General features: G+C 45.8%; 9 protein-coding genes. 4 read left to right on the top strand and 5 right to left on the bottom strand.

The genetic code is table 11. The annotated features are described in order from the left end of the window. Positions 1-20: 20 nt before the first annotated feature. Both HHL16_RS16090 and HHL16_RS16085 read left to right on the top strand, forming a co-directional pair. Positions 21-860, top strand: coding sequence for a DUF4397 domain-containing protein (locus HHL16_RS16090; RefSeq protein ID WP_169426201.1), 840 nt, complete (start codon positions 21-23; stop codon positions 858-860). 14 nt (positions 861-874) lie between these two features. Then, entirely contained in the window at positions 875-2,572 is a 1,698-nt protein-coding gene (locus tag HHL16_RS16085; protein WP_169426200.1) for a hypothetical protein, read from the top strand. Between the two features lie 31 nt (positions 2,573-2,603). On the opposite strand, the gene HHL16_RS16080 is transcribed toward HHL16_RS16085, so the two are convergent. The 3 genes from HHL16_RS16080 to HHL16_RS16070 all read right to left on the bottom strand — a co-directional run bounded on the left by HHL16_RS16080 (position 2,604) and on the right by HHL16_RS16070 (position 6,538). Further along, positions 2,604-4,403 carry a cytochrome c peroxidase gene (locus HHL16_RS16080; protein ID WP_169426199.1) on the bottom strand — a complete coding sequence of 600 codons (1,800 nt, stop codon included), beginning with the start codon at positions 4,401-4,403 and terminating at the stop codon, positions 2,604-2,606. Between the two features lie 130 nt (positions 4,404-4,533). Next, positions 4,534-5,976, bottom strand: coding sequence for a hypothetical protein (locus tag HHL16_RS16075; RefSeq protein WP_169426198.1), 1,443 nt, complete (start codon positions 5,974-5,976; stop codon positions 4,534-4,536). A 157-nt stretch (positions 5,977-6,133) separates the two neighbouring features. Beyond that, the gene (locus tag HHL16_RS16070; RefSeq protein ID WP_169426197.1) at positions 6,134-6,538 is read right to left on the bottom strand and encodes a hypothetical protein; all 405 of its coding nucleotides are present in this window, start codon (positions 6,536-6,538) and stop codon (positions 6,134-6,136) included. A gap of 171 nt (positions 6,539-6,709) precedes the next feature. Between HHL16_RS16070 and HHL16_RS16065 the strand changes: the two genes are divergently transcribed. After that, entirely contained in the window at positions 6,710-7,651 is a 942-nt protein-coding gene (locus tag HHL16_RS16065; protein WP_169426196.1) for a hypothetical protein, read from the top strand. A 73-nt stretch (positions 7,652-7,724) separates the two neighbouring features. On the opposite strand, the gene HHL16_RS16060 is transcribed toward HHL16_RS16065, so the two are convergent. Together HHL16_RS16060 and HHL16_RS16055 are read right to left on the bottom strand one after the other, a co-directional pair. Further along, the gene (locus HHL16_RS16060; protein ID WP_169426195.1) at positions 7,725-8,294 is read right to left on the bottom strand and encodes a dihydrofolate reductase family protein; all 570 of its coding nucleotides are present in this window, start codon (positions 8,292-8,294) and stop codon (positions 7,725-7,727) included. A gap of 76 nt (positions 8,295-8,370) precedes the next feature. Further along, the gene (locus tag HHL16_RS16055) at positions 8,371-11,520 is read right to left on the bottom strand and encodes a glycoside hydrolase family 2 TIM barrel-domain containing protein (RefSeq protein WP_169426194.1); all 3,150 of its coding nucleotides are present in this window, start codon (positions 11,518-11,520) and stop codon (positions 8,371-8,373) included. A 513-nt stretch (positions 11,521-12,033) separates the two neighbouring features. Between HHL16_RS16055 and HHL16_RS16050 the strand changes: the two genes are divergently transcribed. Continuing rightward, positions 12,034-17,532 carry a T9SS type A sorting domain-containing protein gene (locus HHL16_RS16050; protein WP_169426193.1) on the top strand — a complete coding sequence of 1,833 codons (5,499 nt, stop codon included), beginning with the start codon at positions 12,034-12,036 and terminating at the stop codon, positions 17,530-17,532. Positions 17,533-17,576: the final 44 nt, after the last annotated feature.

The raw sequence follows: 17,576 nt of genomic DNA, 5'->3' as shown, positions 1-17,576 counted from the left end.
ACCTGCCTCAAAATATCAGCATGAATAAATTATTGGTTGTTGCATTACTGCTATTGCTGACAGCCTGCAGTAAAAAGGAGATCAACAAGCAACATGATCTCAGCAAAGTAAGTTTTCACAATGCCTCGGTGGAACTCACCACTATGCTGGGTAATTCCGGTACCGGTGAAATGGTCACTATTCTTTGGGATAAAACAGAGCCTCCTTACCGTGATCCAACTTCGTCTTCTCCGGATGTTATACCCGCGCCTTACTTCAACAAAGGTATCGGGCCAACGGGTAGTCTCAATCTCTGGCTGTTTCCCAATTCTGATTACAATTCAGAGCAGCCCTGGGTTTCATATGGTACTATGCGGGCGGGTGCACATGTTTCGGGGCTCACTGATACCGGCACTTTTAAACTGCTGGAATCGCCGGTGATGCTGGAGCCTGATAAGTATCATTCCATATACTTTACTGATAGTGCAGGTATTTACAGTCTGATCAATGCGACGGATGAGCAGCAGACACCTGTGAATGCCATCCGTATCAGGCTGGCGCATATGAGTCCGTCCAATGATACGGTGATGGTGAAAGTAGGAAAAGAAAACTTTGCTGCATTTACAGCAGGTGTGCGATACAGACAGGTAACTGCCTATGAAAATGTACCGCTCGATGCTACGGGAAGGATAACGGTTCGTATATACGGCAGGCAGGACGAAAGCACAGTGTTGGTCCGTTCGTTCTTTGAAGCTGTTCCCGGCAGATCGTACACGCTTGTTTTCAAAGGATATACCAAACCGGTAACGTATACAGATAAAAAGGGAGCGGTGGTGAGTTTCAATAACAACGCATCGTTGCTCATCGAGAAAATGTTCTAATAAAAAGTATCATCATGAAATATTTCATTCAAAAAATAATGGCGGGGCTGGTGTTGTCATCTTTACTGATGTACGGCTGCAAAAAAGTAGCCGCTGATGAAGAACGCCTGTTGAACATGCCATCTCTGGTTACAACCACAGCTAATCTGTACGGAATTGCGCCGGCGGTGGGCAACGCGGACTATTATCATTATGACTATAAAAGAGAGTTTGTTACCGGAGATACTATGGAACTGGCAGGGAATCTTTTTCCTGCATCAGTGACAATCACTATCGGAGATGTTCCGGCAGTTATTGCAGTGGTAAAAAGGTGTGATATATCTGCACGTCCCGATCTGCCGAAGGTTCCGGGCGACTTTATCAAATTTGTGATCACTCCCGAAATGGGTTTAGGAGAGAATAAAGCGGTAGTGATAAGCGCCAACGGGCAATCCATGCTGGCGCCATCTATCAAAATTCTGAAGGTGGCAACGGCAAGCGCACAGACGGATACTACATTGCGGGTAGATTCACTAACGGCCTTCGATATACCGGGGCTTGGCCGCTTTGATTATCCCTTTCTTACATCAGGTGGTGTTGGCAGAAATGGTATGCTCTGTTACAGTAATAAAAAAGGAATATATGTGCTAAAGCCCGGTGCTGCCGATCCGGTCCAGATCATTTCGAATGGAACCATATACGGAGATCCCGATGATCAGTTCAGATTCAACACCATCAGGGCTTCGGCCATGAGCTGGGACGAACGATATGTGTATCTCTGCGGAGAAGTAACGGATAATGGACCGAATAATCCGGATGTAGGAAATGTTCCCGGCGCAAGGGCATATGGTGTTACGCGATTGTATAAATATGACCTGAGCACCAATCAGCTCATTTTGATGAATCGTTCTTATTTCGGAGGATTGGGATACAATGGAACAAGGAACTGGACTTATGCACTGCCTCCCGGACTCACGCCTACAGGATCACTGGCACAGGCAAACATTGTGGTTAGTAATATCCGGCCTGCGGCTGATGGAACTTTGTACTTAGACAATACGCATATGTTTACCGCCAGTGAATCTACCATTATTGTTTCTGTTTTAGATAATAATGGTATGGTGCATACTTTGTTTAGCAACGACCCCAGAATGCCGGCTAAATACACTGCGGGCATTGAAAGCATTTTCTTTAATCCTGTAACACAAGTGGGAATAGCAGGATATTATAACGTTCCTTCCAACAAAACAAAGGGCGTTGCTTATTATGATTTCAAAGGTGAAGAACCATTGGCTACTTACCCTAATGATATTGAGTTGATCACCCTGCGTCTGTTCGATACCAGCAGTGTTACAGGCTTGGGAACCGGACTGAAACCTGAGATATTCAATGAAGATTTTTATGGTCATTTGTTCTCTTACAATCATGTGATGCTAAGTACAGGCGACTGGATAAAGGTAGGAGGAAGGGTAAATCTGAATGCAGTGAATCTCGAAAAGAAGACGAGTTATCTCTACGCCGGTCTCGAGATCAACGGAAATTCAGTGGATGATATTACGAAAGACAAGTTGCAGTCGCATACCACCGGTTCGGCCCGTTATGTTGATTTCAAAGGAGTCTCAGTATTGGGGACGGATGAAAAAAATAATATTTATCTAATTCGCCAGCCAGATCCGTTCCTTGGAAAAGTTCCGGGGAATATCTGCAGGCTCTATAAATTACATAAGCCCTGAGCGATGGACCGAAGTGCAGACAGTGGACTGTTTATTTTTCATCGGTGAGCGCTTTCATAAACGCTATTACCTGTTTAATTTCTTCGGGTGTTAAATTCAATGGATCCGGCGCCAGGGATTGATTGTCGATCTGTACTCCCTGTCCGGCCCCACCTCCTTTGTTGTAGAAATCCATCACCTGCTCCAGCGTGCTGTATGCGCCGTTGTGCATGTAAGGGGCTGTAAGCGCTATGTTCCGCAAGGTTGGGATCTTGAATGCATATTTGTAGAGATCAGTCTTTCTCAGATTGTATTTGCCTAAATCGCCATCGATTGTTTTGGAATTCGGATGAACAGGTACGCCCAGCACTTCCGTTTCTATTTCCCTGAACTCCGGAGGAATGGCGCCGTTGAACAGCGGCATGAAATGGCAGCTTCCGCACTTTGCTTTACCCATATAGAGATTGAAACCCTTCACCTGATCTGCGTTCAGTTTGGTGCTGTCTCCGAGCATGTATTTGTCAAATGCAGATGAAAACGGACGCAGCGAACGGATATACGATGCAAGTGCATTCAGAATATTTGTTGCGTTTACAGGTGTTGCTTCAACAGCAAACGCTGTGTTGAACTGTGCCGCATATTGGGCATTTGCAGACAAGGTTTTAGCCGCTTCTGCCAATGAACCATGCATCTCATCTTTATTGCTGATCACGTCTCTGGCCTGATCTTCCAGATATTTCACTCTGTTGTCGTAGAACAATGCAGGCTGAAGACCGGCATATACAAGCGTAGGTGTATTGCGAAGCAATGAATTGGATCGGTCGAATGTTGAATTTGTTTTTACTCCATCGGTAAATGCTTTGTCCGGCTGATGGCAAGATGCGCAGGACCGGCTTCCATTCTTCGACAGAATGGGATCATAGAACAATTGTTGTCCCAGACTTATTTTCGATGGAGACGATTGATGCGTGCTGAATGCTGTATAATAATCGGCATCATAGGCCGCATAATCGAACAGGCTTTTGGCTGTTGTTTTCAATGGCCTGTTATTGCCGGGTAATTGAACCTTTAGTTCCGCGGCACAAGTCAGCAACGATCCGCTGATGGGGTTGGCGAATTGCTGGATAAACTCCAGCCGGTTAAAAGTTATGAAGTTATTATTGGTGAGCAGGTAATCAGCTGCGCGTTGTAAGGTTTGTCTGGTGTATGCAATGATACTTGCTGCGTCTTTGTTCTGATAGAAACTCAACACACTGTCTATCGACTGATAAACCGTGCGAACCTCCATTATGCTGCTCTGCACAAGCGGTGCATCAAAACCCGAAAGTCCGAGACTGGTAGTTCTGAACAGTTCATCTCTTATTGCATCGAATATCTGTGGGTTAGCGAATTGCTGTTGTTGTGTGAGTGTTTTGAGTCGGCCAAGACTGCCGATCAAAATATCTGTTTGTCTGATCAGTTCAGATTTGTCTGATTCTTTATCGCATATCAACGCTTCTATCACCTGCAGTCCTTCAGGTTGTTCCGTGATATGCGGATCGTTTTCATCGACTGATTCAATAGGCGGACCATTCAGCGATTTGGCTGTTTCGGGAGTATAATACGCTGCAAACAGTTCAGTGGTTTTGTACTTGTTCCGGAGTGCAATAAATGCCTCACTGATTTTGCTGCTGTCGTATGGTGGAGCAGTTACCAGCGATTTGAAATATCTGGCAGATTTATCCATGCTGTCGATGCCGGCAATAAAATAATCCTTCACAAGCTGTTCCGGTGGCAGTTTACTTTTGTTCTTGCATTGAAGCAGGCAAAAGGAGAACAGAAAGAAACCGGAAATGATACATGCTTTTTTCATATGCTTAACGTAGCGTCTCAATGTTTGTGATAAACGCAGCAGCGTTCTTAAAAGAATAACCTGATGCACTGTTGTTGATACAGTGCATCAGGAAAATATAGATGGCTGAAATCAGCAGTAACAGGGATGATTATCTTGGAAGACCCTTGATGAGTATCACTTCACTGCCCTGATTTTCTGATGCGCGTTTGGTGCCTTTGTCGGCATTCTTGAACGCATCGGTTTTCCAGGTGTGCGGTTGAATGCACAGTGTGAAAGTGTTTGGCACGCCGATTACATCAGAAATATCCACCAGTGATCCATATTCCCAGTTGCCTTTGGCAGCGGTAGCTTTGAATTTGGGATCGTCGCGTCTGTGATCGAGTTCGAACACAACTTTCAGTTCTTTGGAAGCGATGTTGTACTGATAGATATAAGCATCGTGTGTTTCATCACCATAAGAATTGGCGTCTTCCTGAATATACACGTAGTTCTGTGTTACGCAGATATTGTCGGGATTCTGGAAAGCTTTGGCAGGGCCGGTCTTTTCATCACCGTCGAGAATGCATTCCAGTTTGCCTTTCAGGGGATTGGCTGCGTCGAGGATCAGACGGTACACTCTTCCTTTTACAGTTCTTGAGTTGTCTGCATTTTCTCCGGTAGCGGCTTGTCCGGTTGCGTTGAAGTAAATTTCTCTGGACTGTGCTGCGCCTCCTTTTTTGTAATCGACGTCTTCTACACGCCCGAACTTAATGGCTTTCAGCGGATCTACCTGATCCTGTATCTGAGTGCCGGTAAGGGTTTTGTAGTTTTCGATCTCTACGAATTCCACATCGTAAGTGGAGCCGGTACGGATATCTGTTTCTTTCTGGTTGCCGTCTGTACGTTTCAGCATGTACTGTTTGCCGTTGTCGAGATTGCCAACGGTGTTGGATACGTACATCACTACCTGTCCACCGGTTTTGGAATCGTCGTCTTCTCCAATGATGATAACGGTTTTGCCGGGATATGCATCCTTATTCAAAGGCACGGCATTTTCGCCGCTCCAGTGGCCCAGGCCGGCTGTAGCGGTGTTGCTTTGAATACCGGTTGCTGCAGGATCGATCTTGTGCACCTGTGCTTCTGTGCTGCTTTCGCCTACGCAGAGGTAAAAAGGACCAAAACCATTTTCTGCAACAGTAGCCATGGTTCCGGAACAAAGTCTCCACTGGCCTGCATCTGAATTGAGCAGGTATTCTCCTTTAACAGGTTTAAACGTTTTATCGAAAGTGATCTTTGACAGAGAGTAATTGTCTTCATTATTTACCAGCATTACATAACCTTCACCATTGGGGTTTTTGATGGTACCCGATCCGTCGGCGCTGCCACCGAATACATAACCTGGTGATTGTGCGAATACGTCTTCGCTGCTGAAAAGAGTAAACAGTTCGAGGTTATCGAAACCGCTTTGTTTTTTGATCAGGGCAGGAGTGATGCTGTGGTTCTTGAATTCGATCGGTGACTTGGGTTCTTCTTTGTTATCGCTTTTCTTACACGCATAGAATGCAATGGCCGATAATGCCGTTGCCGTAATGATGGTTGTCGTAATTTTCATTAATGGAGATTTTCGGCAAAAGAATATTATCGATTTGTCTAATGCATTAATAGAATGTAAAGAAATTGTTGTGCTTTTCAGAATTGGTTATCTGAAAAGGGATAGACATTTACCGTCTATCCCTTTTTGTTGAAGTATAGCAAATGCAATGGATGGTCTAGGGATTGATCTGAAGTGTAAACTCATCATAATCATCTCCGGCATAATACATGCCTTCAAAATTCAGATAAGTGTAGCCGGCCATCTGGAAGTACAGTGTAAGATAGTAGTCGCCATTGGCATATTGTCCCTGGTCGAGGATAGTGGCATAGCCATTCAGGTATCCATAATAATCCCAGTACGGAGTGTAGTAACCTGAAACAGGGGTAGGCTTTACTGTATAGGTAACTGTTTGACCTACACTCACTATTTCTGGTCCAATAATGTTGAGATTGCAGCCATCGCAATGCTGCGCCTGCGCGTAGGATGCGCCGGACAATAGCAGAACCAGTATGAAACTGATTTTCATTAAAGGGTTGCGAACAACTTTCGAAAACAAAGGAGTGGTGATGTTCTTTTTCATAATGAAAGGTTTGATTACCACAATAAGTTAATAGCTATCCGGCTTGCTTATTGTTTACTATTGGCCATTGAGTCAACTATCTTGACTGGCCGATATGATATTTGTCAAATCAATCATCTCATTTACATATCCTATATTTGCGCGCCAGCCCATTCACCCTCAATCAATCAAATGATGAAAGCTCTGATTCTTTTCATTGGAGTGGCAGTTTCCTTTGCTGCCTGCGCTCCAAACAAATCTTCCCGCGCGCCATTCATGATGGGAGAAGAAAATTTCAAGGATGATGCGATCGCTAAGTTAAAAGCAACCAAAACCGTTTTCTTCTATCAAAAAGAGAATGGTGTTGCGAATGATTCCCTCGAAAAAGCCATTTCTGAAGCATGGACGCTGACCCCCATTATTTTTGACGATTTCAGCAATGCAAACAAGTACGCAGGCAACCCTGCCTATTCCTATTTTGTGATCGAAGGCGTAAAAACTACCGTCAGCAGATCGAATGGCTTCTCTTACTCAAACATTCACTACTACCTCGCTTTGAACGTTTTCAAAGAAGTAACAAAGAAAGGGAAAGTGGTTACCGATGGACTGTACCGTATAGAACTGTTCCCCAATTTCGAATCTATGATGATGGGAGACAGAGGGAAGAAGGATGAGGTGATCGACAATCTCTATGCAAAAGGACAATTCTACAACTGGAGCCCGGTATCGCTGAAAGCCTGTCTGGCAACATCCAATACCAATCTTACGAATAAGAACAGACCATGGTTGTTTCAGAATATTAAGGATGCAAACTTGTCTCAGTTGCTTTCGCACGATACGCTCTATGTTCCAAAACGTTTGCTGATACAATACAACAGCTTCACCGGAAAAGAAAAGGATAAGGAAGAGAATGTGTTCGGCAGCTACAGATACAAATACAGGTTGTGTACGGATGCTGAACTGTATCAGATATTCGAGGTAGAAAAAAGAGGCAGGTTCTTATTTGAATATGTAAAAAGTTCAACAGATAAATTTGTTACAGTGTACGATCTGAAAGAGAAGAAGGCTGTATACAGACATTATGCACCAATGAGCTATAATCTTAAAGGCAAGGATGTTTCTTTCATCAGGTAACATTCGAATCCATAAAGCTGAAAGGGCGTAGCAATCGATGCTGCGCCCTTTCTTAATTACATCACTACCCATGTTATTTTTGGAGAGCTGCCGCCCGGAATTTCGATGCGATACTTCCGTCATTCAGTACTTTCTGATCTATCAGTTCCAGTTGCAAGCCTTGCTGCCATTTTGTTGTATCCAAAAACCGCCTTCCTTCTCCTGCAAGAATTGGCTGATACACAAAAATGAATTCATCTATCAGTCCAAGTTCTGTCATTTGCGTAGGTAAGTCTACACCGCCGGTCATGATATGTTTTCCTTCCTGCTGTTTCAATGCCAGTATCGTTTCTTTAAGATCCCCGTGGGCGATGCGTGAATTGCTGTCTCCGGTGTTTTTCAGCGACCGGGAAAAGACAAGCTTTGCCTTACTGTCGAACTGCTGTGCAAAATCGATCATGGCTTTGGTGGGAGCGGAACCTTTCTTTGCGATATCCGGCCAGAAAGGAACCATCAGTGCAAAGGTTTTACGGCCATATACAAGCAGATCGAAATCCTGCATTAGTTCCGTAAAGTAATTTTGAATATCATCTCCTCCGTTAAATTTGGTATGGTCGCAACAGCCGTCTAATGTTAGATTGATGGCAAAGATCAGTTTCCTCATATCTTCATTTTTGGGTATGAAGCAAATTATGCAATTTATCGACCAGGTTGGTATCGAACTTTTTTCTATGGATTCATTATCGGATAGGTTTTATCCAATAACTGTATTGATAATCTTTAAAAGGAATTCTGTATTGCTCCAACGGCTGTGAATACCAGCTGTCGATGCCCTGAACACCGCTCTGCTGCAGGTCTACATGCATAAAGATCCTATTACGTTTTACCAGTTCGCCTGAGTGATACTGCTTTTTATCGGCTTCAGGATCGAGATCGTCGAGGCTATACGGAAGTGCAGAAAAATTCAACAGACTGTCTGCCATTTCAAAACGCAGGCCTTTGCCCGATTTGTTGGTGAGTGAAACCCATCGAACATCTGTTTTGTTGCCGCTTTCCTGCGGGCGGGCGTATTGGAAATACTGATCGTCGATTGATTGCGTATAGATGCCAACAAAACTCGCTGATTTGCGATCCCGGTAATTCTCCCAGGGACCACGGCCGTAGAACTGAATCTGATTGAGTTGCGGATTGAGTTGCAGATCATTTCCAATGCGGAAAACAATAGGGTGTTTACCTCCCAGTGCCGTAAACCGGTTTTCTACTTTGATGCTGCCATCGCCAAACACAGTATATGTTTGCGCTGCACCTGCATCGCCATTCACCAGTTTCTTTGTGAAGATGATCTCATATCCTCCCATAATTTCCTTTGTGTTTACGGTTAATGCTGTGCCCTGCTTATAAGCATTTCTCCAATTGCGTAAACTGTGATTGTATCCGGCGCCAATATCGTTATCGGTTGGAGCCCTCCAGAAAGATGGTTCAGGACCTTGCAATAATAGCTGTTGTCCGTTTACAGTGTATTGGTTCAGCAGCCCTTTTTTCAAATCGAATTGGCAGCTGAAGTTCTTGCCTGTCAATACCAGGTGGCCATCTTTTTCTGAAGATTTGATGGGGCCTGCTTTTGGAGGAGTTGTTGTAAAGGTCTGATTACTGAGTAAGAATTGTTCTGCAGCAATTGTATATCCTTTTTCGAGAAAGGGTTCAGCTGCTTTGAGTGTATAGCTGATGTTGAGGAAATATTCGTGCTGATTTGAAAAGGTATCATTGAATGGAATATGTATGGGAAGCACGCTGCCGGGTGTAATGTTGAGGTCAGTGATTTTTCCGGTTGCTACAGAACGCCCACTCTGCAATAGTTCCCAGTTCAGTTGAACATTCTTCAGGTCTCTGAAGAAATAGTTGTTGTGAACTGTAAATTGTTTGCCGCCAGTGTAGCTGGTTTTGATATGCTGGTATATTTTCTTTACTTCAACTGCCATGGGCGTTAATCCACGATACGCAGTAACCACACCTTTCACACAGAAATTATTATCGCTGAAATTATTGTCAACCGGGCCGCTGAGCGGAAAGTCGCCACCATAGGCCATTATACGTTTGCCATTCTTTACGGTGTCGATAGCCTGATCGATCCACTCCCAGATAAATCCTCCCTGCTGGTAGGGTGTGTTTTCGATATTGTCCCAGTACTCTTTGAAGTTGCCGAGACTGTTTCCCATGATGTGTGCATACTCGCTCATGATCATCAGACGATCGGGGTTTTGTTTGGAGTATTCAACCAGATAAGCAGGCTCAGGATATTGGGGAACTATCATGTCTGTGTTGTAATCCTCTTCCGCACGTTCGTACTGAACAGGACGTTTGTCTTTTTGTTTCAGCCAGTCGTAGGCGGTGTACATATTGGTGCCGTTGCCTGCTTCATTTCCTAAACTCCAGATGATAACGGCCGGATGATTTTTATCGCGCTCGTACATGCGCTGAATTCTGTCGAGATGCGGCTTCAGCCATTGACGGTCGTTGGCGAGTGTGTATTCGAGATCGTAGTACCTGCCATGTGACTCGATATTGGCTTCGTCTACCACGTAGAGTCCGTATTTGTCGCAAAGCTCCATCCAGTAAGGATCGGGAGGATAGTGAGAATGACGAACAGCGTTTACGTTCAGTTTTTTCATCATCTCCATATCCATTTCCATATCTGCTTTGGTGAGTGTGTGCCCGGCAGTAGGATTGTGTTCGTGTCTGTTCACTCCCTTCAGCAGTACGCGTTTGCCATTAACGAGCAGGTTGCGGTTGCTGATCTCGATATGCCGGAAGCCAACCCGTTGCGGAATTACTTCGAGCACTTTGCCGTCTTTGTTTTTCAGCGTAAGGAATAAAGTGTAGAGGTAAGGGATCTCCGCCGACCAGGTATGTACCGAAGGCAATTGTTGCCTGAACTGAATTTTGGCAAGATAGTTTCCGAGAACGGACTGAACGCCGCGGGATACATCTTGCAGTACTGTGTTGCCTTGCGCATCCTTAAGTTCCATTTCAACAGAGAATGTATCGGGACTGCTGTGCAAAGTCTTTTTGTCGATCTTATAGCTGTTGATGGTTGCATCGATCTGCAATTCACCGGTGGTGTAGTTGTTGGATAGGTCTGCACTGATATTGAGATCCGCGAAACTCAATGATGGAGTGGAGTAGAGGTATACATCGCGTTCGATGCCGGAGATGCGCCACATATCCTGACATTCGAGATAGCTGCCGTCGCTCCAGCGGTACACCTGCAGTGCGATGAGGTTTTCGCCTGCATGAACATAACGTGTGATATCGAACTCTGCTGCGAGTTTGCTGTCTTCGCTATAACCCACTTTTACGCCATTGACCCAGATGAAGAAGGCAGACTTCACGGCGCCGAGGTGAATGAAAACATGGCGGCCATTCCAGTTGGAGGGCAGGTTGAATTTTTTGCGATAAGAGCCAACAGGGTTGTTGTGTTCGGGGATATCGAACGGAGGATTCATGCGGCTGCCAGTTTTTTGTCTGCCTGCAAATTCGTAGGGCTGGTTAACGTAGATGGGGAGGCCATATCCGTTGAGTTCCCAGTTGGCGGGCACTTTGAAGTTGTTCCAGTTTGCATCGTTGAAGTCGGTACGATAGAAATCGGTGGGGCGTTGTGTGGGGTCCTGCACCCAGTTGAATTTCCATGTGCCGTTGAGGGATAAAAAGTTTGCGGACTGCTCTTTTGTATTGTTTGTTGCCAGTTGCCTGTTCTCAAAGGCAAAGAACGACGCCCTCATGGGGAGGCGGTTGACGGAGGTGATTTCGGGAGACAATAATTCCGATGGAATAGATTGTCCGAAAAAATAACCCGGTAATGCTGTAAGCAGGCTGGCAAAAAATAGTTTCATGGTTGCGTAAGTAGGTGCTTCATTAAAAGTTGCGCTAAAGGTAGCCGGTTATGGAAGCAAATGGGCCACGGGCGAAAGATTTCGCACAATCGGTTGCATTGGAGTCGAGGTAGGGAGACCCTTGAAAGTTCAATGCGTTGAAAATTTAAGCGGGTTCGAAGAAAGTCGGCGGGTGCCCAGTCGATCGCGTCGCGAGCAAATGGCACCCGCAAAGTAAAATTCGTCTTACATTATTTCTTGCAGATCTGTAAAAAGGCTGCCAGTACGGGGGACGTAGAGCCATCATGCATCATTTTCTATTGGCAGGTGTGCATAAGAGTAAGAGCGTTGTTGTGTTTGCTGCTGATTTTATCAGGCAAAATCTGTTTGTAGTCGTACGCCTACAAAAACTTTAAACTCTTACTACGTTCTGTCAGTTACAAATGATTTTTCTTGCCGGTTAATCCGTTCTCTATCGCCGATAGTGCGACTTGCCTATTCAATTATCCTTTTAAAAATAAAAAGTCCAGGCTAATGACAAAACTCTACTTCGTCATGGGCAGGCACGTGAAGTGTGTCTGTATCTTTCTTTTATTGCTGTTTGTGGGCAGCGTTATTTCCACTACATCACAGGCACAGGCCTATATTCATTACAGTAAGATCTTCGCCAACAATGGTACTGATGGGTTGAGTGAAATGGTTCTCGATGAAACAGGTAATGTTTACCTGTTGGGAACAGTGGCGGGTTCGTCACTTCCGGTAACCATTCCTGAATATACCGGCGGTACAGGTAGCAGGGTGATGTTGATGAAAATTGCACCAAACGGCAACCTTATCTGGAGTCGTTTTTTCCCTGTTGGTGCCAATAGTACAAAAATGGTTTACAGCAATGGTAAGCTGTACATGATGGGTACAACAGCCCTGAGCACCATGCCCGTTACAAACGGGAGCACCTGGAAAGGTTTAATAGATGTGCTTTATACGATGGTTGATGCCAACAGTGGGGCTATCCAGGCCATGTCTTACCTGGGCGGAAGCAGCAATGATAATATCGGGCATAATATTGCTGTGGAAAATGGCTTTGTCTATCTTTCTTATGCTACCCAATCTACAGATGTATATGTCACAACCGGCCCGGCGGCTGGCGGTTCGTATGATCATATAGTTCAGAAGCTGCGGCCTGATGGCAGTATTGTATACAGCACTTATACGGGAAAAAAAACGACCGGAACGCTCACTGCCGGGCTGACAGATATGGCGGTAGAGAACGGAGTGGTTGTACTGGGAGTTGCGATTGATCAAAACAGTAATTTCCCCAGCACTAATGGTAGTACATTAAAAGGCGCAGGTGACGTGGGTTTCGTGAAACTCAATACTGATGGAAGCGTCAATTACCGTGCAATAGTAGGCGGATCTGCCGGGGAAGGTGCTATCAACCTGGAATTAAAAAACGGGGAAGTGTATTTTTCAGGTATCACTGTTTCTGCTGACTACCCTGTTACTGACGGATCAAACTGGACTGGCTCAGGGAGAGGCCACTATTTAACTAAGCTTGGATCTTCGGGAAATATTCTGTACAGCGGTATTCAGGCTGGTGTTACAACCGGTTCGTCATTGGCCGATATATTGCTGGACAATGGCTCTGTTTATATGATGGGGTCTAATTCCAGTATGCCTTCTACAGATCCTGTAGTGGCTACAACAGATGGTTCAACGGGAGGTAATTACCTGATCCGCCTGAATGCGGCCAACGGACAAAAAATATTTGCTACTAAGTTTGGTATTGCCAGAGCATCTGTTTCTGGTTATGGTCTGGCATTGCTGACCATATCCAATGGAAGAATACTGGCGATGACTCCGGGTAATGCACCGATCACTCAGGTATCCACTGATGGATCCGGAAGCCAGGCCAACGGTGGTAGTTATCTCTCTGTGTTTTCAACTGAAGGAAAACTAACATTTGCAACATGGTATCTTGCTGGCGTATCTAATTCTTCAGCTGCTTTCTACAAAGTGGAAGGGTTCGGTAATAAAATATATGTGGCCGGGTCTCCCACTTCAACCAGCACTGCTTTTGTTCCGGTAACTGAACCTTTTACTGGAGTAATGAGTAACAGTGACATGCAGTTGTTGGGGTTCACTATTTGTCCACCCATGCCCACGCAGAATGATATTGCTCCGCTGAGCCAGAGCATCTGCGCCAATGGCTTTACACAACAACTGACCGGTAACAAGGTGGCTTTCACCTCTGATCAGATGCCCAAACTGAAGGGGCCTGGCGGTGAGTTTTCTCAGATGGATATTGAAGCCCGTTATCAATGGCAGGTAGCCGTTTCTGCATCCGGCCCATGGAACAATATCGGCGGGGCAGGAACCAAAAAAGATTTCTCTCCTCCTTCACTGGCTGATACGCGTTATTACCGCAGGCTTGTACTTCCTCCGGCCAGTTGCGGAGAAACACCTATAAGTACTTCGGCAGTTGCAGAAGTGGTGGTAGGTGCCAATGTGAGCCCAACCATCAGCTCAATTGTTTATAATACCTGCGCAGGAGCGCCTATTAATATAGCAGCTACTGTTGCGGGCGGTGCAGCCCCCTACACCTATACATGGGACAATGGTATTGGAAGCACTACCAATACTGCTACTGTTACACCTGCTTCTAACAGTGTGTATACGATCTCTGTAAAAGATGCGAATGGTTGTGAGCAGAAGGGGCAGGTGATTGTGAATGCGTACAAAGCCGATGCAGGACCAGATGTAAGCAGCTGTGCCGGAAAGCCGGTACGATTGGGCGTTCCGCCTCCTGCAGGACTTGCGGGAGTAACCTATGCATGGACGCCTGCAACCGGACTGGATAATGCATCCATTGCGCAGCCACTGGCTACGCCTGCAGCTGCTACAACATACAATGTGCAGATGACCATTCCTGTTACCACTGGCGGCACCTGTACTACCAATGATGATGTGAATGTTGGTGTGGTAGCCGCTCCGGCCAGCTTTGCTGTAGCAGATCTGGTGATCCCTAAAAGCGGATCAATTACCGGTACTTTGTCTACACCTGCCGATGCCGGGTTCACTTATACATGGTCTCCGGGTACTTATCTCAATACAATGAGCGGTGCTTCAGTGACATTCAAATCAGGTGCTGAGGTTCCTGTTCCGAATCCTGTTACGTATACTATTACCGCCACCAACGGAGCCTGTTCTTTCACTGATAATGCTACAGTAACTGTACTGGTGGCCAATGCAGGGGAAGATATGTGCGGGCCACGCACAGTAGGTGAGCCGGATGCTATTCCGACTATCACAGGTAAAACATTCTCCTGGCAGGTGGTATCTGGTACAGGCACCATCACCGGACCGACCAATACAGCTCAGACCACTGTGTCTGCTTCTCCGGCAGGATCGCCTACTACTTACCGTTTGACTGTTACCCTCAATGGAGTGAGTGCAATTGATGATGTAGTGGTGGGGGATTGCGGTTCTGCAGGCTGCCCTGTAACTAAAATTGATGTGGTGGCAGATCAAGGTTGTGCCAATACTGCGTTAGGGCCTGTGAAACTGGTGGCATCGCCTTCAACCCTCGATCCTGCAAAATGGAAGTATTCATGGTCTGCTGTTCCTGCGGGCGGTATCTCTGCTACAACAGGAGCAACAGTAACCCTTACTGATAATATTGAAAGAGATATTACGCTTACTGTTACAAGTGTAGCCAACCCTGGTTACAGCTGTACAAAAACCATTCATGTGAATTCGCCTTCAGCTACACTGCCGGTGTTCACAGCACAGGATCATTCAATTTGTCCGGGTACCACTGTAAACCTCGGGCAGGCATCAGTTGCAGGTTACAACTATAGCTGGACGGAAATGAATGCAGCACAGCGTAATATTTCCAACCCATCAGTTACACCAACTGTTACAACCAAATATATCGTTACTGTAACTGAAGCTGTAACAGGATGTCTTGTTCGTGATACGGCCTCTGTAATTGTAAAAAGTGTGGTGGCCAATGCTGGTCCGGATATTACCAGCTGCAGCAATACAGTGCTTCAGCTTGGAACACCAGCAAGACCTAATTATACCTATTCATGGACGCCGGCAATAGCCAGTTATCAGGATGGTACTACCAATACTTCTGCACAGCCGAAAGTGCTGGTAACTACTTCACAGGATTTCACGGTTCGTGCAACAGATACTGAAACAGGTTGCTTTCTGGATGCTACGGCGCATATTGTGGTTGACAACAGCAATACGGTTCCTGCGATGACCAATCCTACCATTTGCCGTGGTACGGGTATAGAGATCGGTGGAGCTCCTGTAGCCAATGCTACTTATGCATGGTCACCAGCTACGGGGCTGAGCAGCACAACAGTGGCGCAGCCAATTGCCAGTCCCACCAGCACACAGGTGTATACAGTAGTGGTCACTTATTATGATGGGAATAATGTGGCCAGTTGTAGCAAGAGTGGTAGTGTGACAGTAACGGTGAACGGGCCGGCTATCACTGCCAGCGATGCTACTGTTTGTTCTTCAGCCGCACCATATGTTATCAATACCACTCCATCAGGAGGAACTGCTCCTTATACCTACCTGTGGAGTCCTTCGGTAAGAATGGTGAATGCTACAGTACAGAATCCAACACTGGCATCCAACCCAACAGCACCGGAACGCTTTGATGTTGTTGTGACAGATGCGGCAGGTTGCAAGGCTACCACATCCGTACTGATCACTCCAACGAATGTTGCTCCGAAAATCAATGCGCCGGCTCAGGTTTGTTTAGGCAGCAATATTCAGCTGGGAGATGCATCCAATGCAGGAGCTATCAGCTGGACAGTAACACCTGCACTAACTTCCGCTTCGTCGATAGACAACTATTCTTCAGCCACACCGGTATTTACACCAGTAGCAGGGGATTTGAATAAAACTTTCACATTCACCTGTTCTGAAACAATTGGAGGTTGTACCAACAGTGCCACTGTAAATATTACTGTAAGAGGCTTTGCAATGCCGGCCATTCCAACACAGACCATTTGCCAGAATGCAAGTACTACAATCGGAGTACCTGCTATTACGGGAGTTACCTACAGCTGGCTGCCTACAACAGGCCTTGCTGATCCAGCTGCTTCAATTACTACTGTGAGCAATGTAACCGGCAATACAACGTACACACTTACAGGAATAGATGTTACAGGATGTATGGTTAGCACCAGTGCAGTGATCGGCGTAAACGCTACACCCGCACCAACCGTTACAGTGCCCGATGTAGTAACCAGTGTGGGAGTTCCTGCACAGGCATTCAATCCGCAGATCAATCCTGCTGCCGGAACATACACGTATACATGGACGCCCGGCAATAAAGTGAGCAATCAATATATCAGCAATCCTGTTCCAACGGAAGCCAAAGAAGGAACTACAACCTATACATTCTCCGTAACAGATGCAAACGGATGTACGTCCAGCACACAGGCGCGACTGCGTGTACAAAGCATCAACATACTTCCTGTAACACTCAGCAGCTTCACTGCCACTGCTAAGAATTGTGGTGTAACTGTTAACTGGAAAGTAGAGTCTGCTTCCAACTTCTCACATTTTGTAGTAGAAAGAAGCATCGCAGGCGGCAACTGGGTTGCAGCTAAAAAAGTATGGTACGAGTACAATCGAACAAACTATTCTTTCCAGGATGCAGAACCCGGTAACGGACGTTGGGCATACAGACTGAAACAGGTTGATATCGATGGCCGTTATACATACAGCACAATAGTGATGGCAGAAGTGAAATGCAATAGCCAGCAGTCTGCGATGAAAGTGTATCCGAACCCCGTAGCGAGCTATGTGTATGTGAGCAGCAGCAAACCTGTGAAAGCAGTAAGATTGCTTTCACTTACAGGAAGCCTGCTATTCAGCAAAGACATCTATCAGAAAGCTGTTTCTGCTGTTCAGATTCCATTGATTAATCTACCTAAAGGTGTTTACATTCTTCAGGTAATTGCACAGGATGGAACCATGCAGCCAGCTAAACTGGTGAAGGAATAGATAGCCACAGATAAAAACAAAACAGCCGCTTCCGGAAAAGGAAG

The organism is Pseudoflavitalea sp. G-6-1-2 (genome assembly GCF_012927185.1).
Classification (GTDB): Bacteria; Bacteroidota; Bacteroidia; order Chitinophagales; family Chitinophagaceae; genus Pseudobacter.
Note: the sequence above shows the minus strand (reverse complement) of the source record. Positions and strands in the feature narration are given on the sequence as shown.